This window comes from Lacrimispora sp. YZC11, assembly GCF_057543815.1.
This window is the reverse complement of the sequence record NZ_BAAJYQ010000014.1, coordinates 283,977-310,230: the sequence shown is the minus strand read 5'-3', so window position 1 is coordinate 310,230 and position 26,254 is coordinate 283,977. Positions and strand designations below refer to the sequence as shown.

Sequence of the window (26,254 nt, the reverse complement as noted above, 5' to 3'; positions counted from 1 at the left end):
TCATGGGAATCATTGATTTCAAGGCTACTAAATGCAAGCACTGTTATAAATGTATACGTAACTGCGAAGTCAAGGCAGTCATGATCCGGGATGAGCGGGCTGAAATTATGCCGGATAAGTGCATCTTATGCGGAAAATGCATGCAGGTCTGTCCCCAGTCGGCTAAAACTCTCATAAGTGATTTAGAACTGGTAAAGGGCTATATTGACGCAGGGATCCGGACGGTCATCTCCCTGGCCCCTTCTTACATGGGCTTGTTAAGCTATAAGACCATGGGCCAGGTAAACGGGGCGCTCCGGAAACTGGGATTTGACGACGTTAGGGAGACTTCGGAAGGAGCGGCTGTTGTAACATCGGAATATGCAAGGCTTTTACAGGAGGGGGAGATGGAGAACATCATCACCACCTGCTGTCCCAGCGTCAATGATTTGATTGAGATTTACTATCCCCAGCTGATCCCGTATATGGCTCCTGTGGTATCTCCTATGATTGCCCATGGAAAGATGATAAAAGAAGAACTGGGATCCGAGGTAAAGGTGGTTTTCCTCGGACCGTGCATAGCAAAGAAAAAGGAAGCAGGAGACCCCCGCCATGACGTCTATATTGATGCTGTCTTAAATTTCAATGATATTTCCAGGTGGCTTTCCGAAGAGGAAATCACCATTGAAGACTGCGAGGATGTTCCCTTCACCAGTAATCCAAGAGTCAACCGCCTTTATCCGGTTACCAATGGAGTGGTGAATTCTGTTCTTGCCACGGAAGAGGGGCGGGATGGATACCGGAAGTTTTATGTCCATGGCAGCCTTAACTGCATGGATTTATGCGAAAGCATGCTTCGGGGAGGAATCAAGGGCTGCTTTATTGAGATGAATATGTGCTCCGGCGGCTGCATCAAAGGCCCTACCGTAGATGATGAGAGCGTATCCAGATTCAAGATCAAGCTTGATATGGAGGAAGCCATTGAAAAGGAACCGGTGCCAAGAGAGGAACTGGACCCTGTCATGGAACATATTTCCTTTAAGAAGCTGTTCATTGACCGTGCGCCAAGAGATGTCATGCCAAGTTCAGACCAGATCCAGGAGATACTAAAAATGACCGGAAAGACCAGGCCCGAGGATGAGTTAAACTGCGGCGCCTGCGGTTATTCCACCTGCCGGGAAAAGGCCATAGCAGTTTTCCAGAAAAAGGCGGAGCTTAATATGTGCATTCCGTTCATGCATGAAAAGTCGGAGTCCTTATCCAATCTCGTGATGCAAACCTCTCCCAATATTGTTTTGATTGTGGATAAAGATATGAAAATATTAGAGTATTCTGCGGTGGGTGAAAAGTATTTTGGAAAAACCAGGCAGGAAGCTTTAACCATGTATTTATATGAATTTATTGATCCTTCGGATTTCCAGTGGGTTTATAATACCCACCAGAAGATCCACGGAAAAAAGGTGACTTATGGAGAATACCATATTTCAACTCTTCAGAATATTCTTTATATAGATAAAGAAGATGTGGTATTAGCCACCTTCATCGATATCACAAAAGAGGAAGATCAGGCAAGGCAGGAATACGAAAAGAAGCTGGAAACCATTGCTCTGGCGCAGAATGTCATTCACAAGCAGATGATGGTAGCCCAGGAAATTGCAGGTCTTTTGGGGGAAACCACGGCAGAGACCAAGACTACCTTAACAAAGCTTTGCAGATCCTTATTGGATGAGGGAAGTGAAAGTGAGGTTAAGTGATGGGAGTTACCGTTGATGTTGCATACACAAGCCTGAATAAATTTAAGGAAGTATTGTGCGGAGATAAAGTAGAGCTTTTGCAGACCGAGGATTCCAATATCATGATTCTCGCCGACGGCATGGGCAGCGGGGTAAAGGCCAACATTCTGGCAACCATGACCTCTAAGATTCTTGGCACCATGTTCCTAAACGGTGCGACCCTGGAAGAGTGCGTGGAAACCATTGTAGAGACCCTTCCGGTATGCCAGGTGCGCCAGGTAGCCTATTCGACCTTCAGTATCCTTCAGGTCTTTCATGACGGCGAAGCCTATCTGGTTGAATTTGATAATCCCGGCTGTATCTTCATCAGGGATGGGAATCTGGTTTCTATCCCTCAAAATGTCAGGGTTATCAGGGATAAAAGAATCAATGAATACCGTTTTAAGGTGAGAAAAGGAGACGCGCTGATCCTGATGAGTGACGGGACCATCCATGCAGGAGTGGGGAAACTTCTGAACTTTGGCTGGCTGTGGGAGGATGTTGCTTCCTATGCGGTGAAGCAGTACCGCCTGACCATATCCGCGGCCCGTCTTTCTTCTGTTTTGAGCAGTGCCTGTGATGAACTGTATCAGTACCGGCCCGGCGATGATACTACGGTTGCCGTCATGAGGATCATTGACCGCAAACCGGTGCATTTGATGACAGGCCCTCCCAGGAAGGCGGAGGATGACTGCGGTATGGTGAGTGATTTTCTGTCAGGGGATGATACTGCTAAGAAAGTCGTCTGCGGAGGGACCAGTGCCAATATTGTTTCCAGGGTAACCGAGAAGCAGTTGTCTGTTTCCCTGGATTATGACGACCCTGACATTCCGCCCATCGCTCATATCGACGGAATTGAACTGGTTACGGAAGGTGTTTTGACCTTAAACAGAGTTTTAAAGCTTTTAAGGCGTTATGTGATGAATGAATCCGTCACGGAGGAGTTTTTCCTGGAACTTGATAAACCAAACGGCGCTTCCATGGTAGCGAAGATGATTATTGAGGATTGTACGGAGCTTAATTTATACGTGGGAATGGCCATTAACAGTGCTTATCAGAACCCTGGCCTGCCTTTTGATTTAGGGATCCGCCAGAATCTTGTGGAGCAGTTAAAGCACGTTGTGGAAGAAATGGGGAAAAGGGTTTCAGTAACCTATTATTGAATTGGGATAAACATTCATATAGCCACGAAACGTGGAAGTTACAAGGAGGAAGAATATGGCAACAAATGATGCAACATTACTTCGCATAAAGCATCAGGTTTTAAATGAAGTGGCGAAGCTTGCATGGGAAGGAAAACTGGAGGCAGAAAGGAATGAGATTCCTTATAAGATCATTCCAGGTCCAAAGGCCCAGTTCCGCTGCTGCATTTACAGGGAACGGGAGATCATCAGGGAGAGAATCCGTCTGGCGGAAGGACTATGTCCCAGCGGAAGGGATACGAAGAACGTTGTTCAGGTAATCAGTTCTGCCTGTGAAGACTGTCCCATTACCCGGTATGTGGTGACCGATAACTGCCAGCTGTGTATGGGCAAGGCGTGCCAGGGTTCCTGCAATTTTGATGCCATTAGCATGGGACGTGACCGTGCCTATATTGATCCTGATAAATGCAAGGAATGCGGAAAATGTACCCAGGCATGTCCTTATAACGCCATTGCAGATCTGACCCGTCCCTGTAAGAAGAGCTGCCCGGTGGACGCCATCACTATGGATGAAAACGGCATTGTGGTCATTGACGAGAGCAAATGCATCCAGTGCGGTGCCTGCATTCACGGCTGTCCCTTTGGAGCCATTGATTCCAAGACATTCCTGGTGGATGTCATTAACCTTATTAATGCCGGGAAACAGGTGGTTGCCATGGTCGCTCCTGCGACAGAAGGCCAGTACGGCCCGGAAATCACCATGGCAAGCTGGAGAACGGCCTTAAAGAAAATCGGTTTCCAAGATATGATTGAGGTTGCCCTTGGCGGCGATCTGACCGCTGCAGCAGAGGCGGCAGAATGGGCGGAGGCTTATAAAGAAGGCAGGAAGATGACTACCTCATGCTGCCCGGCTTTTGTGAACATGATTAAACAGCATTACCCCATGCTCCTTGAGAATATGTCCACTACCGTATCCCCTATGTGCGCCGTATCCAGAATGTTGAAGGAAAAGGATCCGGAGATAATTACCGTATTCATCGGACCGTGTATTGCCAAGAAGAGCGAGACTCTGGATTTGAATATTAAGGACAACGCGGATTATGCCCTGACCCTGGGAGAAATACAGGCAATGATGGCAGCAAAGGGCGTGGAGCTTGAGCCGGAGGAAAACACCTACCAGGCAGGATCCGTATTTGGTAAGCGCTTTGGAAATGGCGGAGGTGTGACTGCGGCAGTTCTGGAATGTTTAAAGGAGTCAGGAGAAAATACGGATATTGAAGTCCTCAAATGTAATGGGGCGGCTGAGTGCAAAAAGGCGCTGATGCTTCTTAAGATTGGCAGGCTTCCTGGAGACTTCATAGAAGGAATGGCATGTGTGGGAGGCTGTGTAGGCGGTCCAAGCAGGCATAAGAGCGAAAATGAAGCAAAGAAAGCCCGTGATTTACTTATCGGACAGGCAGACAAAAGGGAAGTTCATGAGAACTTAAAAAACCAGGGCCTTGTGGAAGTGTCCATGCACAGACATTAACTAATTTCCTATGTAAGAAAAAAGCTATGGCTGATCCCTTATCGGGAACACCCATAGCTTTTTTTGTTACATCCCTGCAAACTGGTTTTTAACTTTGGACATCTTCTGCTGCTCTGCCTGATCTGTGGTGTACCATCCCTTTGCGGACATTTTCTTATAAATATCGCTTTGCATGCACAGGCTGTCATTTAAAGCGCCGTCAAATGCCTGATGCACGTTCATGGTAGGGGACTCGATCGTTCCATGCAGGTATAAGTCGCACACTCCCTTTGTGGTATGGAGCAGGTTCTCCATAATACTCTTGTCATCCATATGTGATTCCTCCTTATACTAAGTTATAGAAGCTGTCAAAAATCTGCTGGTGTTTTTGAAGGAGCTGCTGTGCACAAGCTTTAAGCTCCGGATCCTGCAGATTCTGTGCCGCTTCCTGGCACTGAGTCTTTAAAAAATTCTCATGGCCAAGAGCATCTTCAATATAAGTTAATTCCTTTGGGCTCATATTTTAATCCCTCCATTGTTATACTATCTTTCGGTGTTTTTTCCCGGAAGACAGTATTAATATGGACGTTTTATGGAAATCCATGCATAACAAAGGAAATAATTCAATAACAGGGAGCGCACTCTTTGACTCGGTTTTATCTCACCACATAAAACGACCTGTCCCATTTAATTTATATATAGCTTCCACAAAGAAATAATCCGCATAGACCATAGCGATATGGTGTGTTTTTTCATGATAGGAAGCGGAGCAGTTTTTCAAAATGGCGTCGCATGTTTGGGTAAAGTCACTTCTATCCTCCGCCAGTGTTTGCAGCAGTAAGAGTGCTGCGTCCCGATATCTGGCATTTTTGCATGGGGGTATTTGCACGGAAAGCTCTATAAGACCCGATGCCAGAATGGCCGCAGCGCAGGAATCTTCCAGGGCAGGAACCTTTGGCTGCTTAAAATCAATCGGTATAATACCGTTTTTTGGTATCTGGGAGATACAATACTCCGCCGCTTTTTAGCGGCCTCCAAGTATTTTTCTTCTTTGGTATGGATGTAACTGATGGTAAAGCCGTACACCGCCCAAGCCTGCCCTCTGCTCCAGGCGGAGCCTTTTTCATAGCCTTGGCCGCCATAAGAGGTTATCCTCCTGCCGCTTACCGGATCAAATTCCACGATATGCTCGCTGGAGCCATCTTCCCTTATGAAATTTACCAGGACCGTGTCCGCGTGGGCTTTTGCAATGTGAAGATATCGGGGGTCGTGATCCTCTTCATAAGCCCAGTAGAGCAAAGAGAGGTTCATCATACAGTCTATAATAGCCCAGCCTGTGTGCGGTTCTCCGTCCCTTAAGTTCCAGGCGCGGATAAAGTTTCCCTTTATATTAAAACGTCCGGCCAGTAAATTTGCGGCATGTAAACCGATTTCACGTGAGTGGGGATTACCGGTGATTTTATAATCAGTAACTGCCGTAAGCATATACATAAACCCAACGTCATGATGAAGACCCCTGTATTCAACAAAACATTCTTCTAATTTTTTTTCGGAAATTCTTGCATATTCTTTATATTTTTCGTCTTTTGTGTCCTCATATAAAAGCCACAGGAGGCCGCCCCAAAAACCGTTTGTCCACCAGTTTATCCCCTCGCTTTTCGGATCCCCCGGGTCTTTTTTGCTCATATCGATATAAGAACCGTCTGCTGCGCAGGTATAAGGAATGATGTCTTTGTTTTTATCACTGACCCAATCCATTTTTTTTCTTATATTTTTTATGGCTTCGTCTATCCACTGTTCCCTGATCTGCATTTAAGCCACCTCATGATTCCTTATAATTTCCATAACTTGTATAAATTTGTTTCACAACCTCGAAAGAAAGCTTGTGCCTTCTGTATTCGTCTACGATTCCCTTATTATTCATCGTCCTTGGGCGGTTTAAGAACCATTCTTCACTGATTCTGGCATCGCAGAACTGCCAGATATACAATCCCGACGCACCGGGGTGTTCTAAGATGGCAGTAAGCTGTTCTCCCAGCGTGTCCGCCTGATACTCTTCCGACCACTTGACCTTTGCTTGGCTTCTGTAACCGTAAATGGCTCCTGCGCCCACTTCCGTAATAAGGAATGGTTTATCTTTTCCAGGTGTTTCTGTTTGTACCCATTGATACAGATCATCTAAATATTCCCGGACAGGTGTGTTATGGTACCATCTCGGATAAATGTTGTAGGAAACTACTTCCGGAAAGTCAAGGCAGATATCTGTTTTAAACTTACAGCTTGCACTGGAACGTGGGCGGGAAGAATCCAGCTGCCTGATAAGCTCATACTGCTTTTTATAACATTCCCTGCCGTAGGGAGTTTCGCTGGCACATTCATTTAAGATACCCCAAATATAGATGCTCGGATGATTATAGTGATTCACGATCATTTCACGGATCACTTCTTCTGCCTGCCTTTCAAAATTAGGATTCCTCATATGTTCTTCGGAAAGCCCTCTTGCGTGGTTTTCTTCCCAGATCAAAATTCCCAGTTCGTCGCATAAATCCAGGAAAATTTCATCATTGGGATAATGCGCGCATCTTATAGAATTCACACCCATATCTTTGATTGTCTGCAAATCAGAGGCAATCTGAGAAAATGGGATGGCGCAGCCGAATGTGGGATGGTCTTCGTGACGGCAGATTCCCTTTATAAGGAGAGCTTTGCCGTTTATGAAGACAGAGCTGTTTTCTATTTTCACTTCCCGGAAGCCGATTCTCTCTGTTAAGTCGTCTATGGCTGTACCGTCTTTGAAGAGCGTGACTTCTACTGTGTATAAGTTAGGATGTTCCATGCTCCATTCTTCTGCATCTGATACGGCCGCCTCTGTTTGTATCAAAGATTCCGTATTTGCTTTTATGGTAATGTCCGGAAGTTTTAAATCTGTTTTATTTATCGTTACCGTTGCATCTAAGGTGATATCTTCATCAGAAACATTGGAAATGCAAAGTGTGAGGCCGGCCTTCCAGGTATCGCCCTTTTTTTCAGGCGTGATATGGATCCATTTTATGTATGCACAGTTAAGTTGCTCTAAAACGACACCTCTGGTAATGCCGCCGTAACTCATATAATCGTTGGGTATATGCAGCGAGCTTTCTTCTGAAAACCGGTTATCCACTATGACCTCAAGCAGATGTTCTCCTCCAGGCAATCCTTTTAAGAAAATCTCAAAAGGTGTGTAGGCGTTGTAATGGGTTCCTCTCATGGTCCCGTCTACGAAAACTTTTGCTGTGTGGCTCACGCCTTTTAACAGAAGCCGTACATTCCCCTCTGCCGTAAAAGTAGTGGAATATTTCCCTTCTCCCCTGTAAGCTTCATATCCCGGATAAGTCTCCCAGGCACTTGGGACAGGTACCGGGAACGTCTTATCTTTTCCGTCTAAGGGGGTGAAATCCCAAAGTTTACCGGAAAGTTCTGATATTTTTCTGATTGAATTTGTTTGAAAGGTACGTATCATTTAATTTTCCTCCTGTTTCAGGGCACATCTCCCCATATCCGTAGGGGTGTGTCCTGTATATTTTTTAAAGACTCTTGAAAAATATTGCGGATTGTCAAATCCCAGTTCTTCACTGATCTGATAAATCTTCAAGTTGCTTTTTGCAAGCAGCTCCTGCGCTTTTTTAACTTTCATTTTATTGATATATTCAGAAAAGCCAAGATCGGAATATTGTCTGAAAAGAGCGGATAAATAATTAGGGCTGACATTTATAAAAGAAGCGGTATCCGCTAAACTGATTTTCATAAAAATATGATTTTTGATATAATCTTTTGCCTGAATGACCAGATTGTATTTCGGATCGTTTAATTGGTTTTGCATTGTGCTTTTTACCGCGGTTTTAAATACATCCAGGTATCTGATGATTTCAGTTTTCTTATGATAGGTATATAAAACCTGATAAGATTTTGCCTCATTTTTGTAGCTCTCCGAAAGTATAGTTTCTCCGTCATAGATACAGTTCATTACCAAATGTATCATAAAGGACACAATATTGATCAGTTCTTCAAATGTGAGGGTATCTATGGCGGCTTCAATCGCTCTGACTGTCTGGTCAAAAAGGGTAAGATTAAAATTTTCCAGGGATTCTATCAGTCTTTTGTTGAAAACATTCAGATCAAATGTTTTATTAAGGGCTGGGGCTTCTTCTTTATTAAATTCAAAACACAGGTGGATCTCATTGAGGGAAGAGGTCGTTTTTCCCGGCTTTATAGTAACTCCGGTATTGAAAAAAATTTTAATAAGCTGTCGTATGTCTTCTGAGACCGTATTGGTCAGCGCATCGATTTCATCTGCTTTATGAAAGAGAAGAATACATGCAATCCTTTGATGGTTGTACGCGATCACCGTGCTTTTTGTATAACGGCCGATGCACTCCTTTACGGTACTTAAAATATTTAAATAGGTAGAGTAAGCTCCGGTATTTAAGTTTTCCTTTTCAAAAAGAATGTCTACGGTCAGGGGCTGATAAAACTTCGCTTTTAAATCCAGATCGTACATTTTTATGAAATCCAGAATTTCTTCTTCGGAAGTATAGCCGCCGCTTACCAGGTGGTAGAGAAAACGGTTCGTGAACAGATTGAACTCTTGCCCATACCTGCCGGTTTCTGTTTTTCTCTCAGCCAGTACTTTTTTAGCCTTGTTTAACGTTTTATCAAGGGTTTCTTTGTTCAACTCCATTTTTACAAGATAGTCAAAGGCATTTAGCTTCATGGCAGTACGGGCATATTCAAATTCTTCAAAGCTGGATAAAAGGATACACAAAGGAGCGTTTTTATCCCCTGTGTTTTGTATGTATGTTAAAATGTCAAATCCGTCCGCTGCAGGCATTTTTATGTCTGTTATGACCAGGTCAAAGGTCTCTTTTTTTAAGATTTCGATTGCTTCGTTGCCGTTTGCGGCAGTAGAGCCTATCTCAAAATCAGGGAAGTTCTCACAAACAAGGCCTGAAAGCCCTATACGGGCCAAGGGTTCATCGTCAACAATCAGGATATTATATTTCATAATTTACCTCTTTCATAAACGAATCATGTTCTTTTACGGTTTTTTATAGATCAGAGGCATTTTTACGGTAACTTTTGTAAATTCACCGAGAATGCTTTCTATGTTCAGTCCGTATTGGTCGCCGAACTCCATTTGTATTCTCTGGTGTATGTTTTGGATTCCTATGCCGGAAAGCCTGTCTGCCTTTGCTGTTTCCCTTGCGATTTCATCCAAAGACCGGACGGTAAGACCGACTCCGTTGTCTTTTACCACGAAAATCAGATATTCACGTTCCCTGTATACCCCTATCAGCAATTCACATTTCCTGCCTGCGGGTCCTATGCCGTGAAAAAGTGCATTCTCCACTAAGGGCTGCAAGGTAAATCTTAAAACAGAAGCGCTTAAAACTTCCGGATCCGGAATGTCAAATACCGGAGTAAACATATCTGCATAACGGTAAGACTGCAAATGGATGTATTCTTTTATAAAGTCCAGTTCTTCTTCCACGCGGAACCATTCGGAATTGTTTTTAAAAACGGCTCTCATCATATTGGAAAGAGAGGTTGTCATATCCACGATCGGCGGAACAGAGTTCATCTGTCCCAGCCATCGGATGGAATTTAGAGTGTTGTAAATGAAATGAGGATGGATCTGGTTCTGCAAAAGGCGGAATTTATAATTCCTTTTCAGTGTCTCTTCCTCCTTTAACTGATTCAGTGCCAATTGAAACGCTCCAGCCAGTTCGTTGATATGGGTGCTTATTTCTTCAAATTCCGAGATGCCCGTAAATGCAGGTGAGACCTCATAATCCGCTTTTATCATTCTTGACACCTGATTGTAAATAATCTTTACCGGTTTATTGACAAGTCTATTTAATAAAAGATACCAGAAAAACACCTGAAGGAAAAGCAAAGAAAAAGCGGGGAAGATAAAATTAAAATCAGGTACGAATATGTCCTCATGAAGAGCTTTTAAAGGGCTTATTAAAACGACGCCCGACTTGGATTTTGTAAGGAATACCGTACCGTTATAAAGGTCTTTGTATTCCTTTGACACAATATGAGAGTTAGGAGCCAAAGCATCAAATTGCTTTACATCAAAATCCAGAGGTAAAAAATGAGTGTTTTCAATTTTATAAAGCTGATCGCCAAGAAGAATAAAGGATTCTTCCAGGCCTTTTAGGGGATCCGCAAGTATGGCGGTATCTAAGGCTATATAAAAATTTCCTATTTTTTGGTTTGTTGCATAGCTGCTTACGGGAAAACGTAGGGGAAGTATCTGTTCCGGCTTGTACTGACCGTAAAATTCCGGATTAAATGGATTCACTGTTATGGGATAAGAAAAGGAGGGGCCGGCCAATTCTTCGGGGCATAATTTCTCAAAAGTCGCCTTGTCGGAAATCTGACCGTAAAAAAGGCCGATTTGTATATACCTCGGGTTCCGATCTGAAGTAAGGAGCATTTTAGGAACGTAACCGGAGATGGAAGTTGTGTTTAACAGCATTTTTGCTTCGGTAACTGCCGAGAGCGCATATGACATATTGCGTATGCTGTCTTTTCCGTTATCGGAAAGAAAAGCGGTGATTTTTGTATTAGCGGAAAGGACGGTATTTAAAGCAGAAACCTGGGCTAAGTTATTTTCTATGCCATAATTGGCATTCGTATGAAGCATAAGAGCGCTTTCCTCTGCATCCCTTTCGTATTTTTCTTTTGCGGAAGAATAAAATATCCAGGAAAAAACAGAAGTAAGAAGCAAGACAAAACAAAAACAATACAGCAGTAATTTAAATGTAAGGGTTTTATAAAATAAATTATTCTTTTTCATACATTAATTATATGATTGTAATAAAAAAAGTCAAGCATATCCAGGTTGCCCTGGTAAGATATTACACGAAATCGTAAGATATTCCCTTGTATGTATTGTATAAAAATACTAATATATCATTAACAATCAGTGGAATAGCATACATAATGCAACAAAAACTAAAGGAGGATTTATATGAAGTTGAGAAAGATTGCAGCATTGGGACTTGCAGGCATTACGGCGGCCAGTCTGGCAGCTTGCGGGGGCAGTTCAGGTTCTGCCGGTGCTACGGCAGCAGGAACTACAGCGGCGGGAACTACGGCAGCTGCAGCGCAGACGAATACGGCAGCAAGTACTGAACCGGTGACAATCAAAGTTTCGCTTTGGGATTACTCAAACACAGCGTATTATCCGATCATGGTGGAGGCGTTTGAAAAGTCTCATCCCAATATCAAAGTTGACATTGTTGAATTTTCAGCCGCAGAATATTCGGATACAATCGTTGTCAAGATGGGTGCAAAAGAAAAGTATGATGTGGTTTTTATGAAGGGCCTGCCTGAAATGAGCGCTTTGATCGCGGGAGGGCATCTGCAGCCTTTGACAGACAGAATCACCGGTTTCGATATGAAGCCATACGGCGGTGCAGAAAAGTCTCTGAGTCTGGACGGCGTTGTCTACGGCCTTCCTTTCCGGACAGACAACAATATGATTTATTACAATAAAGATTTATTTGACAAAGCAGGAGTCCAATATCCCAAAGATGGTATGACGATGGAGGAATATAGGGAACTTGCAAAGAAGATGACATCGGGCGAAGGCGCGGAAAAAGTATATGGCTCCCATGTGCACACATGGCCGTCAAACGTTTATCAGTATTCCAGATTTATTGACGAATTCAATTATCTGGATACGTCGACCTATGAAACGCTAAAGCCTTATTATGAAACGATTCTCGGAATGCAGAACGAAGATAAGTCCATCCAGGATTACGGGGAATTAAAGACAGGAAATATCCATTATTCAGGCGTTTTTTATAATGAACAGGTTGCAATGCTTCAAATCGGATCCTGGTATATTGAAATGCTTACCGGCAATGTAACACCTCAAAGCGAACACTATTTTAAATGGGGTGCGGTGACCTTGCCTAATTCAAAGGGAAATACGTATGAAAATATGGTAGGCGGGATCACCCCCTGCTCCATCGGCGCATATTCGGAACACCCGGAAGAGGCCTGGGAATTTTTAAGCTATGTTTGCGGGGAAGAAGGGGCAAAAGTAATTGCGGAGCGCGGAATCGTTCCCGGCTGGAAAGGTCAGTCCATTTTAGATATATTTGACAAACTACCGGAGAATTTCCCAAATGCACCGGAAGGGCTTTCAAAGTTTCTGACACCTCCCAATTATATTGTGGAACAGCCTATGGATCCCAATGCAAAAGCGATCAATACGGTAATAGAAGAAATGCATTCTGATATCATGACCAACAGCGTTTCCATCGATGACGGTATTGCAACAGCGATTGAAAGGGCAAAAGAAGCCGGAGCGAAGTGAAATTAGAAGCATGACATGGCGGTCAAGACCTGACCGCCATTTTCAAAAATTTGCGCGGGCAGCAAGCTAAGAGAACATGTCTGCATGTTCATTTGGGGAGGGCCGCGACAGCCATAAGAAACTCATGCAGTGTGTTTCTTATGGTTTCAAATACGGACGGAGGTATCGCTTATGCTCAAAAAAAGTTACAGACGTAAGAAAAACCTGGTAGCTTATTCTTTTATTCTGCCGAATTTCATAGGCTATTTTATCTTGACTTTTATCCCGATCATTCTGACTTTTGTCATGAGTTTATGTGAATGGAACTTTGGTCAGACTGTAAAATTTGTAGGTCTAAAGAATTTTATACAGATGTTAACGAAGGATTCCCAATTTTCTTTGGTTCTTATAAATACCATTTATTATACAGTAGTTACAGTCCCTGTAACTATGCTTTTTTCTTTGCTTTTAGCCATGCTCATGAATTCGAAACTAAAAGGAAGGGTGTTTTTCCGCTCTGTCCTTTTCTTCCCTTATGTTGCTTCCTTAGTGGCGATCGCTATCGTGTGGATGGCTCTGTTTTCGCCGCAGTCAGGTCCGGTCAACTCAGTGCTTCGCTCCATAGGAATCGCGAATCCCCCGCGCTGGGCGGCGGACAAACATTGGGCTATGCCCACGATTATCGGTCTTACGGTCTGGAAGGGCGTGGGGTATTATATGATCGTTTACCTTGCGGCTTTGCAGGGCGTGCCCGGGGAACTTTACGAGGCGGCCAGGATCGATGGGGCTTCCGGATTCCAGCAGTTTACGAATATTACATGGCCTACGGTTACTCCCACGACATTCTTTGTCGTTATGATGCTTACAATTTCCACTTTTAAGTCATACGACATTATGTATATCACAACTCAGGGCGGTCCAGGTACGGCGACAAAGGTCCTGGCCTATCACATATACAACAAAGCTTTTAAAGATAACGCATTCGGATATGCTTCCGCACTTTCCATCGTTCTATTTCTGATCGTGCTTGCTTTTACTCTGCTGCAATTTAAAGTAGAGAAAAAGTTCACCAACGACTTATAGGAGGTGGGATTATGAAAAAATACGCAGCTACGATGAAACTGGTCATAATCTATGGGCTTATGATATTCTGTGCCCTCATTATGCTTACGCCTTTTGCCTGGATGCTTTCTGCTTCTTTAAAACTGGAAAAAGACGTATTTGCCTATCCGATTAAATGGATACCGACAAATCCCGTATGGTCAAACTACACCGTTATTTGGGAAAAATTCCCTCTGTCCATAGGCTTTGTCAATTCCTTTAAACTTACTTTTGCCACTATGATCTTGCAGATCACCACGTCTTCTGCAGCGGCATATGCGTTTGCAAAGCTTGATTTTAAGGGCCGGAACACACTCTTTATGGCCTATGTTACTACGATTGCGATTCCGTGGCAGGTCTATATGGTTCCGCAATATATCATGATGAGTAAATTTCACCTGGTAGACAGCCATATTGGAATTATTTTGATGCATGCGTTTACGGCCATGGGCGTATTCCTGATCCGGCAGTTTTATATGGGGATTCCCAATGAGCTTTTAGAGGCAGCCAGAATAGACGGGCTTAGTGAATACGGGATTTTAGCCCGGATCATGCTGCCGCTTTCAAAACCAGCAATTGCTACCATGGCAATTACTTCTTTTGTTTTTGAATGGAATGACTTTATGGGGCCGCTCATTTATTTAAGTACGACCGAGAAAAAGACGATACAACTTATGATAAGGCTCTTTAACACGATGTACTCCACAAATTACGCCTGGATGATGGCAGCAGCGGTGATTGCGCTGATTCCGGTGTTTATTATTTTTATTGCGCTGCAGAAGTATTTTGTGCAGGGGGTTGCTACCAGCGGGCTGAAGGGCTAGGAGAAAGGAGAGAAACATGAAATATTCTGTGTTTACCGTGGGCTGTCCTGAAATGACGATTGAGGAAGCTTTTAAAAAAATGAAGGAGTATGGTTATGACGGTGTGGATTTGAGGGTAACGGAAATAAAACAGGAGTTTGCCAAGGAACCGCCGTCTTACTGGAGAAATAATTACTGCACCGTGGATATAAACACGGTGGAAGAAAAGGCGGAGGAATTAAAGGGTCTGGCGGACAAATACGGTTTAGAGATCAATGCGCTTGCATCTTATCTTACTTGTACGGATGATATTGATAAAATTGCCTCGGTTATGAGGGCCGCAAAAACGATGGGAGCTGCGAGGATCCGTGTGAATGCCTCCAAATATGATCCTGAAAAGGGCTATAACCAGGTGTTTGAAGAAGCGCTCCAGGGCTTTCAGAGAGTAGAAGAAAAAGCAAAGGAAACAGGAATAAAGGCGCATTTTGAAATGCACCATGGAACAATTACTCCTTCTGCGTCAGCGGCTTACGCACTTGCTAAAAATTTTGATCCAAAATATATCGGAGTTATCTATGATACGGGGAATATCATATACGAAGGCCTGGAGGAATATCAGATGGCTCTGGAAATCCTGGGAAAATACTTAGACCATATTCACATTAAAAACGCCTGCTGGCTGAAAAAGGGAGAGAAATACGAGGCAGACTGGGCGTCCTTTTCTGATGGATATGCGGATTTTTCCAAATTTTTTAAAGCTTTAAAAACCGTAGGCTATGACGGTTATGTAACTTTTGAAGATTTTTCAAGCAAAGAAAGCTCGGATGAGAAGCTAAAAAACAATCTGATTTTTATAAAAGAGATCGTTTGCTGTTGAAAAACATGAAGGATGAGTGTTTTTATGAAGTTTGAAGTTGTAAATCCGAATTATGAACAAAGCCCTTTCAGCGGAATGGACCGGAGCCATTGGCTGGAGGCGGGAAAATTTCTTCTTGGGGGGGTGTTTTCCCATATAAAATCCATAGATGATCCGGTGTGTCCCCCAAGAAACGAAGAAGAAATAAGTTATCCGTCTCCCGGCGATAAGAGGGGGCGCATCGGCGCGGCACGATTTGAAGGTCTTGCAAGATCCTTGTGTCTGGCGGTTCCACTGATACTGGAAGATGAAAACCTGACTTTAAACGGAATCAATGTACGCGATTATTACGCATGTCAAATCGTGCGGGGAATGACTGCAGGCGCCGAAACAGGGTTTGGGACTTTGACTGAACTTTTAGAAGAAACCGGCGGCCCGGGACCTTTTCAGCAAACTGTGGAATGTGGGATCATGGGGATCAGCCTTCTCATTTCCAAACCTATAATCTGGGACAGATTTACGCAGGAAGAGAAGGATGTTGTGGCAGGATTTTTATCCGAATATGGCCATTATCAGACATATGATTCCAACTGGAGGTTTTTTAACTTACTGGCACTTACGTTTCTGAAAATAGAAGACTATGAGGTGGATGAAGTGTTATATAAAGACCACCTGGAATATTTACTCTCTTTGTATGCGGGCGAAGGCTGGTATAGGGACGGAAATCTCTTTGATTATTACAGTGCCTGGGAATTTGTACTGGATGCAGCGCTCTGGTGTAAATATTACGGTTACAAATACGAAGAGGAAGCCGCAGCTGTATTTGAAAAGACTATCGGTTTATTTTTGTCGGCCTATTGGAGAATGTTCAGTGAAAAGGGGGAAAGTATCTTATGGGGGCGGAGCGGGATCTACCGTTTTTGTGCGTCGTCCGCCCTTTGTGCAGGCGGGTTTTTAAAGAATTATGACAGCTCTCCTGATTTCAGTTTTTCTTCTGCCCGCCGTCTTATGTCCGGAAATCTTCTGCAATTTATCACGAAAGAAGAAATGTTTGTAAATTCGGTTCCCTGTCTGGGTTTTTATGGCCCGTTTTTGCCTATGGTGCAGTCTTATTCCTGTGTGAGCAGTCCTTTTTGGTGCAGCAAAGCTTTTTTGTGCCTGATCCTTGAAAAAGAACATCCTTTCTGGGCTGGAAAAGAGGAAAATCCCTGGGATCAGACAAAGGACTTTGTATGTACGCTGGGGGCGCCGGGAATCAGGTTCGTAAATCATAAAGAAAGCGGCATTACGGAAATAAAAACGGCTAAATTTATGTTTGACGCGTCGTCAGATTACCTTCCCGCATATGCAAGAGTTGCTTTTTCTTCCGCTCTTCCATGGGAGAAAATGACAAAAACTCCGGCGGAAGCGATGGCATATAAATTAAATGGAAAGGAAGTGCCCGCATCCTTTGCTTTTTGTAAAAACGAGATGGGTATTTTATACAGGACAGCTTTTTTTGATATCATGAAAAACAGGACTAAGAAAGTCGATCTGGCGGATATGGAAGTTCCTTTTGGTACGCTTCGGGTGGACAGGGTAAGGGTAAATGACAGGCCTTTTACTTTGACTTTAGGGCATTTCGGACTTCCTGTAGAAGATGGGATTTTGGAAGTGAAGGAAGGAATCGTTGAATATGAAAAGCGAAGCCTTCCTTACATAATCGCGAAAGCGAAAAATTTCCAGACAGCAATCGTTCTATATTCGGGATGGCAGAAACTTTTCTATTGTTTCAGGGAGGATGTAAATGCGGTTTCAAAAAAATCCTGTTTATTATACGCTTCGTATACAAGAGAAAAATTCTATGATAAATCAGAATACTTGATCGCTTTATATCTTACTAAAGCAGCGGATTCAGACTTTAGCCCGGAGGAATTATCTGCATTTGACGGAAGAGAAAGGGTTGACTTTACAGGGATCGATGGTATCGTATGTCTTTAGGAGAAAAGGGTAAACAGGAAAATAATATTTATGGTATAAAAAATGAGCTTTGATAATGGTTGATAGGACCGATCAAAGCTCATTTTTGTACACTCATTTACAGCAGTTTTGTAACTCCGGTTTATATTTCGTTTATTTTTCTCTTTACAAAGGTAGTGTGAAGCAGGTGATGAGCCTTTTCACTTCCCGGCTCTCCAAGGTAAGACTCATACAATTCCTTGATTGCAGGGTTTTCGTGAGACTTACGAATGGTTTTGGCTGCATCTACATCATAAAGGACCTTGGCGCGCAGGCTGCGGATATCGGTTGTATTGCGTACAAAACCAGGCTGCTGAGGCTGGCCGCCGCCGTTTACACATCCGCCGGGGCATCCCATGATCTCGATGAAGTGATAGTTTGCTTCTCCGGATTTTACCCGGTTAAGGAGTTCTCTTGCATTGCCGAGGCCGGAAGCAACTGCAACATTGACATCCATATCGCCTACGCGGTAGGAGGCTTCCTTGATTCCCTCTGTTCCCCGGACATCGGTGAAGTCAGGTCTTTCAAGCTCTTCGCCGGTCAGGCTTTCTACAGCGGTTCTTAAGGCTGCTTCCATAACGCCGCCGGTAGCTCCGAAGATAACGGCTGCACCGGTACCAAGTCCTAAAGGTGTGTCAAAATCTTCGTCAGGAAGCTCTGTGAACCGGATTCCGGCCTGTTTGATCATTCTGGCCAGTTCTCTGGTGGTCATGGAATAATCCACGTCAGGAGAGCCGTTGGCATCCTGGTCATCTCTTCCGATCTCAAATTTCTTGGCGGTACAAGGCATCACGCTGACGGATACTATATCCTCCGGCTTTAAACCCATCTTTTCCGCATAATAGGATTTGGCAATCGCGCCGAACATCTGCTGCGGGGATTTGCAGGAGGATAAATTCTCTGTCATATCCGGGAAGTAGTGTTCGCAGTATTTGATCCATCCTGGGGAACAGGATGTGATCATCGGAAGAACGCCGCCGTTTTGCACACGGTCAATGAATTCATGTGCTTCTTCCAAAATGGTTAAATCGGCGCCGAAGTTGGTATCAAATACCTTGTCAAAGCCAAGTCTTCTTAAAGCGGCAACCATCTGGCCTTCCACATTGGTTCCGATGGCATAATCGAATTCTTCTCCCAGGCCTGCGCGTACGGAAGGAGCGGTCTGTACGATCACATGCTTTGACGGATCTGCAATGGCAGCAGCTACTTCGTCAATGCAGCTCTTCTCATAGAGAGCGCCGGTAGGGCAGACAGCGATACACTGTCCGCAGGATACACAGCTTGTTGTACCAAGTCCCATGTCAAAGGCGGAGCCGATGATGGTAGCAAATCCGCGCTCATTAGGTCCGATCACGCCGATTCCCTGAACTTTTTCACAGACAGCAGAACAGCGGCGGCACAGGATACATTTGCTGTTGTCACGTACCATATGGGCTGCACTTTCATCTGGGGTAGAAGGTGTTTTAGCTCCATCGTAATAATCATCCACATCAACGCCCAGTTCCTTACATAAGGTCTGTAATTCGCAGTTTCCGCTGCGGACGCAGGACAGACAGGAACGGTCGTGATTGGAAAGGATCAGCTGAAGCGTTTTCTTTCTGTACTCACGCAGTTTGGGTGTATTGGTCCGTACTTCCATGCCCGGATTGATAGGGTATACGCAGGAAGCGGCCATTTTGCCGCCGTTGATTTCAACGGTACAGATACGGCAGGCAGCAATTTCATTCATATCTTTTAAAAAGCATAAAGTTGGTATCTCAACATGGGCCAGCCTGGCAGCTTCCAGGATAGTGGAGCCAACCGGGGCGCTTACGTCCATGCCGTTGATTTTTATTGTGATATTCTCCATGATCCAATTTCCCTCCATTATTTCTTGTAGACAGCGTCAAACTTACATTTCTCCATACATACGCCGCACTTGATACACTTCTCAGAATCAATGACATGTGGGTTCTTAACGGAACCGGAGATGGCGTTGACCGGACAGTTTCTGGCACAAATGGTACAGCCCTTACATTTCTCTGCATCAATATGGTAGGAGAGAAGCGCTTTACACACTCCAGACGGACAAGTCTTGTCAATAATATGGGCATTGTATTCGTCGCGGAAGAACTTAAGGGTTGACAGAACCGGGTTTGGTGCTGTCTGGCCAAGTCCGCAGGCAGAGTTTTCCTTTACGTAGTAGCACAGCTCTTCCAAACGGTCTAAATCTTCCAGCTTTGCCTGTCCCTTGGTGATCTTGTCGAGAATCTCCAGCATACGCTTTGTACCGATACGGCATGGTGTACATTTTCCGCAGGATTCCTCTACGGTGAATTCCAGGAAGAATTTTGCGATATCAACCATACAGTCGGTTTCATCCATAACGATCAGACCGCCGGAACCCATCATGGAGCCGATTGCAATTAAGTTGTCGTAATCAATAGGAATATCGTAATGTTCCACAGGGATACAGCCGCCGGATGGTCCGCCGGTCTGGGCAGCCTTGAACTTTTTACCGTTTGGAATGCCGCCGCCGATTTCTTCGATGATCTCACGGAGAGTAGTTCCCATAGGAACCTCCACCAGTCCGGTGTTATGGATCTTTCCGCCTAAAGCGAATACCTTGGTTCCCTTGGATTTCTCAGTCCCCATGGAAGCAAACCACTCGGATCCGTTTAAAATGATCTGAGGGATATTTGCATAAGTTTCAACATTATTTAAGATGGTTGGCTTGCCGAATAAACCTTTCTGCGCCGGGAACGGAGGACGTGGTCTCGGTTCTCCACGGTTGCCTTCGATGGATACCATAAGGGCAGTTTCTTCGCCGCATACGAATGCGCCCGCACCTAGACGAAGGTCAATGTTAAAGGAGAATCCTGATCCAAAGATATCATCGCCTAAAAGCTCCATCTCTCTTGCCTGGTCAATGGCGATTTTTAAACGCTGTACGGCGATTGGGTACTCAGCACGCACATAAATATAACCCTGGGAAGCACCGATGGCGTAGCCGGCAATGGTCATTGCCTCCAAAAGGGCATGAGGATCACCCTCTAATACGGAACGGTCCATGAATGCGCCTGGGTCGCCCTCGTCTGCGTTACAACAGACATACTTCTGGTCCGCATCGTTTTGGCTGGCCAGCTTCCATTTTAAGCCGGTAGGGAAACCTGCGCCGCCTCGTCCTCTTAATCCGCTGTCTAAGAGAGTCTGGATTACCTCGTCAGGGGTCATCTCGGTAAGAACCTTACCAAGGGCCTGATATCCGCCGGTACCAATATATTCTTCAATTTCTTCCGGGTTGATGACACCGCAGTTGCGAAGAGCGATCCTGTGCTGTTTTTTATAGAAATCCGTATCACTTAAGGCCTTGATGCCTGCCGGAGTCACAGTCTCATCATAAAGCAGTCTTTCCACCGGACGTCCTTTTAATAAGTGTTCGGTTACGATTTCAGAAATATCATCTTCCTTTACCATTGCATAGAAGGTGGCATCCGGATAAATGATCATGATCGGGCCTAAAGCGCAAAGGCCGTGGCAGCCGGTCTGTACAACGGATACTTCCTGATCCAGCCCTTCTTTCTTTAACTCATCTCTTAATTTAACCATAATCTGCTGGCTTCCGGAGGAAGTACATCCTGTGCCGCCGCAAACTAATACATGTGAACGATACATCCTGTTTCCTCCTTATTTGATGTCAGCTGAAGCCAACGTGTAGTTTTGAACAATATGACCACCCAGTAAATGCTCTTTATAAACCTCTTCTGCTTTTTCAGCGGTCATATTGATATAAGTGACTTTATCTTTTCCCGGTTCCAGAATCTCTACGATCGGTTCATACTGGCATAAGCCGATGCAGCCGGTCTGGGTAACGGAAAAACGGTCTGTCATATGGTTTTCCTGAACCAGGTTTGACAATGTATTAAGAACAGGTCTTGCACCGCTGGCAATTCCGCATGTAGCCATGCCCACCAGAATGCGTGTGCGTCCGTGGTCTTCCCCTCGCATGCTGACCTGACTCTGCATCTTATCCCGAATTGCTTTTAATTCTTCAAGAGTCTTCATGTTATTCCTCCAATTCAACTTTGATCTGACGGGCCTAAATGGCCGCGCCTCCGTCTGTTTCCAATTTGTTTTCACTGAGATATTCCTTTATGTAAGCCGATATCTCCGGGGTATCAAAGGGGATATCCCCTAAAATCTCACGGAAGCTTCTGGTATCCAGCTTAAATGACGCTTGGTTGTAACGATAGATATAGAGAAAGTCTGTGTCCGGATGACAGGTGATAAGGGTTTCAATGGTACAGTTTATATCACCAAGGGGCATACGGTCGATATGGGATAGTCCAAAAACAGCGGTTACCACTGTTCCGGTTCCCGTCTCTGACTCAATGGAAAAACTTCCGCCTGTACTTTCCGCCGCATATTTAAAAAACGGAACGCCAAGGCCCACCTTTCTGGTTCCTCTGGTGGTAAAGAAGGGATCGGTCACTTTAAGCACCTGTTCCTTTGTCATACCGCAGCCGTTGTCCTCAATGGTGACAATCAGTTTGTCTGCCGCAGAATCAACGGTAACAAGAATGGTAACCAGGGTAGCCCCTGCCCGTGTGGAGTTTTCCGCCACATCCAGAATATTTAAAGAGATCTCTGTCATCATAAGCGTTATTTTTATTCGTACTTAGCAAGAATATCAGGAACATCGTCAGCGCTCAGCCTTCCGTAAACCTCCCCATTCACCATCATGACGGGAGCCAGGCCGCAGGCACCTACGCAGCGGCAGGAATCAAGGGAATACTTACCATCCGGTGTGCATTCGCCGTTGGTAATCCCTAGGATTTCTTCAATCTTATGGAAGATGTCTCCGGAACCCTTTACATAGCATGCGGTTCCAAGACAAACAGATATCTGGTACTTGCCCTTTGGCTGAAGTGCGAACTGGGCATAAAAAGTTGCAACACCATAAATCTTCTCAAGCGGTAAACCCGTTTCGTCAGAAATTATGGTCTGGACTTCGATTGGAAGATAGCCATAAATCTCCTGTGCCTTTTGCATGATAGGCATGAGAGATCCTTTTGTATCTTTGAGTAGGGCGATTGCTTCCTTTAAAGCAGCTTCCTGCTCCTTTGTCCCGTTAAACTGGACGCCTTGTTTTTTACAAGCCATTTGATAACCTCCTTAAATGTTGCTTATGCAATGTATCTGATATTTTACCATGTTATTGAGAAAAAATCTATAGTTTAATCAATATTCGACAAAAAAATAACAATCCTTCCGTGTAATATTTCTATACCAGACGCCCTATTTATGATATAATGGTCAATAATGATATGAATTGTGTGAATTGAGCGAATTGAGCGAATGTAGGAAAGGGGAGCGTCAATATGACAGTAAGAAATGTGAGAGATAAATTGGGTGCCCGGGTGCTGGCAGGAGAGGACCATCTTGATGAGGAAGTCCGGAGTGCCTGCGGTTCTGACATGATGAGCGATGTTCTGGCGTTTTCCAAAGATCATTCCGTCCTTCTTACGGGACTTTGCAATCCTCAGGTGATCCGTACGGCAGAGATGCTGGACATTGTCTGCATCGTTTTTGTCAGAGGCAAGACGCCGGATGAGTCCATGCTTCAGATGGCGGAGGAGCGGGGTATCATTATCTTATCTACCGGGCACCGCATGTTCTCGGCTTGCGGCATGCTTTATGAGGAAGGGCTTCATGGAGGTGCGGTCTGATGACGGATATGATGACGTTTCACTACAGGATTTCTCCCGATGATTTTACAAGGGCAGGAGAAGCCAGCAGTGATGTAAAGAGCAAGCTGAAAAAGATGGGGGTCACCCCGGAAGCGGTGCGCAAGGTGGCCATTGCCATGTATGAGGGGGAGATCAACATGGTGATCCACGCACAAGGGGGAGAAATAACCGTTAACATAACCCCGAACCGGATCGAGATGATCCTGGCTGATGTGGGCCCCGGAATACCGGATATTGCTTTGGCAATGCAGGCAGGATATTCCACCGCGCCGGATGCGGTGCGTTCCCTGGGCTTTGGAGCCGGAATGGGGCTTCCGAATATGAAAAAGTATTCGGATGAGATGGAAATCGATACGGCAATAGGAAAAGGAACGACCATCTGTATGGTGGTGAACATATAAAAGGTTTTTTTTAGGAACAGCGCCGGAACGTGAGGCGAGTGGAAACACTATACCTTTATGCCCAAAGGACGTGGGCGATAACTTGGAAATGAGGTAAAAATGTGGATAAATTTTATCATTCGGTAAGGCTTGATGAAGAGCTTTGCATGGGGTGTATTAATTGCATCAAACGGTGCCCTACCCAGGCCATCAGGGTGAGAAATGGGAAGGCACAGATCAACAGTAAATTCTGCATTGACTGCGGGGAGTGCATAAGGGTATGTCCTCACCATGCAAAACATGCCACATATGACAAGCTGGAGGCTCTGAAACAGTATAAATATACGGTGGCATTGCCGCCTCCGTCCCTGTACAGCCAGTTTAATAATCTGGATGATGTGAATATTGTTTTAAATGCCCTTCTTATGATGGGATTTGATGATGTATTTGAAGTGAGTGCGGCGGCGGAGTTAGTGAGCGAGGCTACCAGGGAGTATTTAAGTGAAAATCAGGACAAGCTTCCGGCCATCAGTACCGCCTGCCCTTCCGTAGTGCGGCTCATACGGGTCAAGTTCCCAAACCTGATCCCCAATCTGCTGCCCTTAAATCCTCCGGTGGAGGTGGCGGCTATCCTTGCGGTCCAAAAAGCCATGGAAAAAACCGGACTTGAAAGGGATAAGATCGGTATCATTTTTATTTCCCCCTGTCCCTCCAAGGTCACCTATGTGAAGTCTCCTTTGGGAACGGAGCACAGCGAAGTGGATAAGGTCCTTGCCATAAAAGATTTATATCCCCAGCTTTTATCCTGCATGAAGGCGGTGGGAGATGATCCGCCGGAGATCGGGACTTCAGGTAAAATCGGAGTCAGCTGGGGGCGCAGCGGAGGAGAAGCAAGCGGCCTGTTTACCGAGGATTACTTAGCAGCAGATGGCATTGAAAATGTCATCCGGGTCCTTGAAGATATGGAGGACCAGAAGTTTACAAACTTAAAATTTGTGGAGCTGAGCGCCTGCAACGGCGGCTGCGTGGGCGGTGTGCTCACGGTGGAAAACCCATATGTTGCGGAGGTGAAGCTGAAACGGCTTCGGAAGTACATGCCTGTGGCAAGGAGCCATATGCAGGCGGGAGCCGAGGAACTGGTAAAGTGGACTAAGGAGGTCCAGTATGAGCCGGTGTTTAATTTAGGCGAGACCATGATGGAAAGTTTTGCAAGGTTAAATCAGGTAGAAAGACTTTTAAAGAAGCTTCCCGGCTTAGACTGCGGTTCCTGCGGGGCGCCTACCTGCAAGGCCCTGGCTGAAGATATCGTGAGGGGAGAAGCGGTGGAATCAGACTGCGTTTATTTCCTCAGGGACAATGTGCATAAGCTGTCGGAGGAGGTTTCCAGGCTGGCGGCCGATATCGTGGAAGGCGACAGGGACAGTTATGAAAAATTCAAGGTCATGACAAAGTATATCCAGAGAATTTCCGATGAAATGACTCAGCTTGACAGAAAAGAGTGGAGGAAGCGAAATGACGGTAAGGGAATTGATTGACAGTAATCTATTTGAAGTGATCAATGAAGGAGAAGAGCTTGGCCGTGAGATCAAAAAGCCGTTTTGCTGTGATTTATTAAGCATTGCAATGGGAAGAGCGGCAGAGGGCTGCGCATGGGTAACGGTGATGGGAAACATAAACACACTTGCGGTAGCCTCTCTTGCCGACGCTGCCTGTGTTATCATGGCAGAGGGAACGGCTCTTGACGAAGCGGCTGTAAAAAAAGCGGCGGACCAGGAGATCACGGTTTTGAAAACAGAGCTGCCCATTTTTGAGGCCGCCCTGTTGATCTATCAAAGGCTCCCTCATGATGAACTTAACCTATGATCTTCACATCCATTCCTGCTTATCACCGTGCGGGGATGATGATATGACGCCGGCGAATATAGTGGGGATGGCCGCATTAAAAGGGCTTGACGTGATCGCGGTGACGGATCACAACTCCTGTAAAAATTGTCCGGCTGTGCTGCATTTTGCAAAGGAATATGGGATTGTAGCTTTGCCGGGAATGGAAGTCTGTACTTCGGAGGAAGTACATGCGGTATGCCTGTTTTCTGATCTTGATAAGGCCATGGAGTTTGATGAGTATGTGTATGAACGGCTGATGGCTTTTCCAAATAAGGAGGAAATATTTGGTAAGCAGCAGATATATAATAAGGAAGATGTCCTATGCGGAACCGTGCCCAATCTTCTTATTAACAGCGTGGATATCTCCTTTGACCGGTTATGGGACTTAGTCCGGTCCTATGGAGGTGTTATGTTTCCGGCCCACATCGACAAGTCTGCCAACAGCCTGCTCTCCAACTTAGGATTTGTGCCTCCTGACAGTCAATTTGCAACGGCGGAGGTAAAGGACCTTACAAGGCTTCACGAGCTTAAGAAAAAGAACCCATATCTGGAGGGCTGCCGTATCATCAGCAATTCCGATGCTCATTATTTGGAGGACATTCATGAGCCAAGGCTGACAATTGAAGCAGAAGAGAAAAGCATGGAAGCAGTGGTCCGTGCGCTTTTGCACCACTAGGACTTTTTAATTAAGTTTGGAAATTTTCTTCCAATTTTCTCCTCTTTCCTGTATAGTAGTGGTTATTAACAGGG

Annotated in this window: 24 protein-coding genes; 13 read left to right on the top strand and 11 right to left on the bottom strand. The window is 44.9% G+C overall.

From position 1 onward, the window contains the following. Nucleotides 1-2 precede the first annotated feature (2 nt). From AC27IJ_RS15210 to AC27IJ_RS15200, 3 genes are read left to right on the top strand one after another with little or no spacing between them, the layout of a single operon-like run. Nucleotides 3-1,733 (top strand): [Fe-Fe] hydrogenase large subunit C-terminal domain-containing protein, encoded by a 1,731-nt coding sequence (locus AC27IJ_RS15210; RefSeq protein WP_487149617.1) that lies wholly within the window; start codon nt 3-5, stop codon nt 1,731-1,733. Continuing rightward, nucleotides 1,733-2,914, top strand: a complete 1,182-nt coding sequence (locus AC27IJ_RS15205) for a SpoIIE family protein phosphatase (RefSeq protein ID WP_312446778.1) — start codon at nt 1,733-1,735, stop codon at nt 2,912-2,914. The genes AC27IJ_RS15210 and AC27IJ_RS15205 overlap by 1 nt, the downstream gene beginning before the upstream one ends. A 55-nt stretch (nt 2,915-2,969) precedes the next feature. Continuing rightward, nucleotides 2,970-4,421, top strand: coding sequence for a 4Fe-4S dicluster domain-containing protein (locus AC27IJ_RS15200; protein WP_312446780.1), 1,452 nt, complete (start codon nt 2,970-2,972; stop codon nt 4,419-4,421). Between the two features lie 66 nt (nt 4,422-4,487). On the opposite strand, the gene AC27IJ_RS15195 is transcribed toward AC27IJ_RS15200, so the two are convergent. From AC27IJ_RS15195 to AC27IJ_RS15170, 6 genes are all read right to left on the bottom strand, one after another. Next, nucleotides 4,488-4,733, bottom strand: a complete 246-nt coding sequence (locus AC27IJ_RS15195; protein ID WP_312446783.1) for a spore coat protein — start codon at nt 4,731-4,733, stop codon at nt 4,488-4,490. A 13-nt stretch (nt 4,734-4,746) separates the two neighbouring features. After that, nucleotides 4,747-4,920, bottom strand: coding sequence for a hypothetical protein (locus AC27IJ_RS15190; protein WP_312446786.1), 174 nt, complete (start codon nt 4,918-4,920; stop codon nt 4,747-4,749). A gap of 377 nt (nt 4,921-5,297) precedes the next feature. Next, entirely contained in the window at nt 5,298-6,212 is a 915-nt protein-coding gene (locus AC27IJ_RS15185; RefSeq protein WP_487149613.1) for a glycoside hydrolase family 88 protein, read from the bottom strand. Nucleotides 6,213-6,222: 10 nt separating this feature from the next. Next, nucleotides 6,223-7,899 (bottom strand): glycoside hydrolase family 2 protein, encoded by a 1,677-nt coding sequence (locus AC27IJ_RS15180; protein WP_487149611.1) that lies wholly within the window; start codon nt 7,897-7,899, stop codon nt 6,223-6,225. Beyond that, nucleotides 7,900-9,441 carry a response regulator transcription factor gene (locus AC27IJ_RS15175; protein WP_312446791.1) on the bottom strand — a complete coding sequence of 514 codons (1,542 nt, stop codon included), beginning with the start codon at nt 9,439-9,441 and terminating at the stop codon, nt 7,900-7,902. It lies immediately after the preceding gene. A gap of 33 nt (nt 9,442-9,474) precedes the next feature. Continuing rightward, nucleotides 9,475-11,091, bottom strand: coding sequence for a sensor histidine kinase (locus tag AC27IJ_RS15170; protein WP_312502344.1), 1,617 nt, complete (start codon nt 11,089-11,091; stop codon nt 9,475-9,477). A gap of 327 nt (nt 11,092-11,418) precedes the next feature. Here AC27IJ_RS15170 and AC27IJ_RS15165 point away from each other — a divergent pair, with 327 nt between their 5' ends. The 5 genes from AC27IJ_RS15165 (at nt 11,419) to AC27IJ_RS15145 (ending at nt 17,493) form a co-directional block, all read left to right on the top strand. Next, nucleotides 11,419-12,774: an ABC transporter substrate-binding protein gene (locus tag AC27IJ_RS15165; RefSeq protein ID WP_312446794.1), complete on the top strand. Its 1,356-nt coding sequence runs from the start codon at nt 11,419-11,421 to the stop codon at nt 12,772-12,774. A gap of 171 nt (nt 12,775-12,945) precedes the next feature. Next, nucleotides 12,946-13,836: a carbohydrate ABC transporter permease gene (locus AC27IJ_RS15160; RefSeq protein WP_487149608.1), complete on the top strand. Its 891-nt coding sequence runs from the start codon at nt 12,946-12,948 to the stop codon at nt 13,834-13,836. Between the two features lie 11 nt (nt 13,837-13,847). Next, the gene (locus AC27IJ_RS15155) at nt 13,848-14,678 is read left to right on the top strand and encodes a carbohydrate ABC transporter permease (protein ID WP_312502342.1); all 831 of its coding nucleotides are present in this window, start codon (nt 13,848-13,850) and stop codon (nt 14,676-14,678) included. Between the two features lie 16 nt (nt 14,679-14,694). Beyond that, a complete protein-coding gene (locus AC27IJ_RS15150) occupies nt 14,695-15,534 on the top strand; it encodes a sugar phosphate isomerase/epimerase family protein (RefSeq protein WP_312502340.1) in 840 nt (279 codons plus the stop codon). Nucleotides 15,535-15,558: 24 nt separating this feature from the next. Continuing rightward, on the top strand, nt 15,559-17,493 hold the full coding sequence (locus AC27IJ_RS15145) for a DUF2264 domain-containing protein (protein WP_313256932.1): 1,935 nt from the start codon (nt 15,559-15,561) through the stop codon (nt 17,491-17,493). 121 nt (nt 17,494-17,614) lie between these two features. Here the strand turns inward: AC27IJ_RS15145 and AC27IJ_RS15140 are convergent, their stop codons facing one another. From AC27IJ_RS15140 to AC27IJ_RS15120, 5 genes are read right to left on the bottom strand one after another with little or no spacing between them, the layout of a single operon-like run. Continuing rightward, on the bottom strand, nt 17,615-19,360 hold the full coding sequence (locus tag AC27IJ_RS15140; RefSeq protein ID WP_312502336.1) for an NADH-dependent [FeFe] hydrogenase, group A6: 1,746 nt from the start codon (nt 19,358-19,360) through the stop codon (nt 17,615-17,617). 17 nt (nt 19,361-19,377) lie between these two features. Continuing rightward, nucleotides 19,378-21,165, bottom strand: coding sequence for an NADH-quinone oxidoreductase subunit NuoF (nuoF, locus tag AC27IJ_RS15135; protein WP_312446805.1), 1,788 nt, complete (start codon nt 21,163-21,165; stop codon nt 19,378-19,380). Nucleotides 21,166-21,177: 12 nt separating this feature from the next. Beyond that, the gene (locus AC27IJ_RS15130; protein ID WP_312446808.1) at nt 21,178-21,555 is read right to left on the bottom strand and encodes a (2Fe-2S) ferredoxin domain-containing protein; all 378 of its coding nucleotides are present in this window, start codon (nt 21,553-21,555) and stop codon (nt 21,178-21,180) included. 34 nt (nt 21,556-21,589) lie between these two features. Further along, the gene (locus AC27IJ_RS15125) at nt 21,590-22,147 is read right to left on the bottom strand and encodes an ATP-binding protein (RefSeq protein WP_312446811.1); all 558 of its coding nucleotides are present in this window, start codon (nt 22,145-22,147) and stop codon (nt 21,590-21,592) included. Between the two features lie 11 nt (nt 22,148-22,158). Beyond that, nucleotides 22,159-22,653, bottom strand: coding sequence for an NADH-quinone oxidoreductase subunit NuoE family protein (locus tag AC27IJ_RS15120; protein ID WP_312446814.1), 495 nt, complete (start codon nt 22,651-22,653; stop codon nt 22,159-22,161). A 218-nt stretch (nt 22,654-22,871) separates the two neighbouring features. Between AC27IJ_RS15120 and AC27IJ_RS15115 the strand changes: the two genes are divergently transcribed. The 5 genes from AC27IJ_RS15115 to AC27IJ_RS15095 all read left to right on the top strand — a co-directional run bounded on the left by AC27IJ_RS15115 (nt 22,872) and on the right by AC27IJ_RS15095 (nt 26,180). Further along, nucleotides 22,872-23,219 carry a DRTGG domain-containing protein gene (locus AC27IJ_RS15115; RefSeq protein ID WP_312446816.1) on the top strand — a complete coding sequence of 116 codons (348 nt, stop codon included), beginning with the start codon at nt 22,872-22,874 and terminating at the stop codon, nt 23,217-23,219. Next, nucleotides 23,219-23,641 (top strand): ATP-binding protein, encoded by a 423-nt coding sequence (locus tag AC27IJ_RS15110; protein WP_312446818.1) that lies wholly within the window; start codon nt 23,219-23,221, stop codon nt 23,639-23,641. Before AC27IJ_RS15115 ends, AC27IJ_RS15110 begins: the two co-directional genes overlap by 1 nt. A gap of 101 nt (nt 23,642-23,742) precedes the next feature. Next, nucleotides 23,743-25,155 (top strand): [Fe-Fe] hydrogenase large subunit C-terminal domain-containing protein, encoded by a 1,413-nt coding sequence (locus tag AC27IJ_RS15105; RefSeq protein WP_312446820.1) that lies wholly within the window; start codon nt 23,743-23,745, stop codon nt 25,153-25,155. Next, nucleotides 25,133-25,483 carry a hypothetical protein gene (locus AC27IJ_RS15100; RefSeq protein ID WP_312446822.1) on the top strand — a complete coding sequence of 117 codons (351 nt, stop codon included), beginning with the start codon at nt 25,133-25,135 and terminating at the stop codon, nt 25,481-25,483. The genes AC27IJ_RS15105 and AC27IJ_RS15100 overlap by 23 nt, the downstream gene beginning before the upstream one ends. Further along, nucleotides 25,464-26,180 (top strand): PHP domain-containing protein, encoded by a 717-nt coding sequence (locus tag AC27IJ_RS15095; RefSeq protein WP_312446824.1) that lies wholly within the window; start codon nt 25,464-25,466, stop codon nt 26,178-26,180. Before AC27IJ_RS15100 ends, AC27IJ_RS15095 begins: the two co-directional genes overlap by 20 nt. Nucleotides 26,181-26,254: the final 74 nt, after the last annotated feature.

What these genes read in the sequence shown, in the direction of transcription:
- AC27IJ_RS15140 (WP_312502336.1), bottom strand. Translation starts at nt 19,360, where the DNA reads ATGGAGAATATCACAATAAAAATCAACGGCATGGACGTAAGCGCCCCG.
- AC27IJ_RS15150 (WP_312502340.1), top strand. Translation starts at nt 14,695, where the DNA reads ATGAAATATTCTGTGTTTACCGTGGGCTGTCCTGAAATGACGATTGAG.
- nuoF (WP_312446805.1), bottom strand. Translation starts at nt 21,165, where the DNA reads ATGTATCGTTCACATGTATTAGTTTGCGGCGGCACAGGATGTACTTCC.
- AC27IJ_RS15210 (WP_487149617.1), top strand. Translation starts at nt 3, where the DNA reads ATGGGAATCATTGATTTCAAGGCTACTAAATGCAAGCACTGTTATAAA.
- AC27IJ_RS15100 (WP_312446822.1), top strand. Translation starts at nt 25,133, where the DNA reads ATGACGGTAAGGGAATTGATTGACAGTAATCTATTTGAAGTGATCAAT.
- AC27IJ_RS15125 (WP_312446811.1), bottom strand. Translation starts at nt 22,147, where the DNA reads ATGATGACAGAGATCTCTTTAAATATTCTGGATGTGGCGGAAAACTCC.
- AC27IJ_RS15145 (WP_313256932.1), top strand. Translation starts at nt 15,559, where the DNA reads ATGAAGTTTGAAGTTGTAAATCCGAATTATGAACAAAGCCCTTTCAGC.
- AC27IJ_RS15155 (WP_312502342.1), top strand. Translation starts at nt 13,848, where the DNA reads ATGAAAAAATACGCAGCTACGATGAAACTGGTCATAATCTATGGGCTT.
- AC27IJ_RS15185 (WP_487149613.1), bottom strand. Translation starts at nt 6,212, where the DNA reads ATGCAGATCAGGGAACAGTGGATAGACGAAGCCATAAAAAATATAAGA.
- AC27IJ_RS15175 (WP_312446791.1), bottom strand. Translation starts at nt 9,441, where the DNA reads ATGAAATATAATATCCTGATTGTTGACGATGAACCCTTGGCCCGTATA.
- AC27IJ_RS15160 (WP_487149608.1), top strand. Translation starts at nt 12,946, where the DNA reads ATGCTCAAAAAAAGTTACAGACGTAAGAAAAACCTGGTAGCTTATTCT.
- AC27IJ_RS15110 (WP_312446818.1), top strand. Translation starts at nt 23,219, where the DNA reads ATGACGGATATGATGACGTTTCACTACAGGATTTCTCCCGATGATTTT.
- AC27IJ_RS15170 (WP_312502344.1), bottom strand. Translation starts at nt 11,091, where the DNA reads ATGCTTCATACGAATGCCAATTATGGCATAGAAAATAACTTAGCCCAG.
- AC27IJ_RS15180 (WP_487149611.1), bottom strand. Translation starts at nt 7,899, where the DNA reads ATGATACGTACCTTTCAAACAAATTCAATCAGAAAAATATCAGAACTT.
- AC27IJ_RS15130 (WP_312446808.1), bottom strand. Translation starts at nt 21,555, where the DNA reads ATGAAGACTCTTGAAGAATTAAAAGCAATTCGGGATAAGATGCAGAGT.
- AC27IJ_RS15200 (WP_312446780.1), top strand. Translation starts at nt 2,970, where the DNA reads ATGGCAACAAATGATGCAACATTACTTCGCATAAAGCATCAGGTTTTA.
- AC27IJ_RS15205 (WP_312446778.1), top strand. Translation starts at nt 1,733, where the DNA reads ATGGGAGTTACCGTTGATGTTGCATACACAAGCCTGAATAAATTTAAG.
- AC27IJ_RS15115 (WP_312446816.1), top strand. Translation starts at nt 22,872, where the DNA reads ATGACAGTAAGAAATGTGAGAGATAAATTGGGTGCCCGGGTGCTGGCA.
- AC27IJ_RS15095 (WP_312446824.1), top strand. Translation starts at nt 25,464, where the DNA reads ATGATGAACTTAACCTATGATCTTCACATCCATTCCTGCTTATCACCG.
- AC27IJ_RS15165 (WP_312446794.1), top strand. Translation starts at nt 11,419, where the DNA reads ATGAAGTTGAGAAAGATTGCAGCATTGGGACTTGCAGGCATTACGGCG.
- AC27IJ_RS15190 (WP_312446786.1), bottom strand. Translation starts at nt 4,920, where the DNA reads ATGAGCCCAAAGGAATTAACTTATATTGAAGATGCTCTTGGCCATGAG.
- AC27IJ_RS15120 (WP_312446814.1), bottom strand. Translation starts at nt 22,653, where the DNA reads ATGGCTTGTAAAAAACAAGGCGTCCAGTTTAACGGGACAAAGGAGCAG.
- AC27IJ_RS15195 (WP_312446783.1), bottom strand. Translation starts at nt 4,733, where the DNA reads ATGGATGACAAGAGTATTATGGAGAACCTGCTCCATACCACAAAGGGA.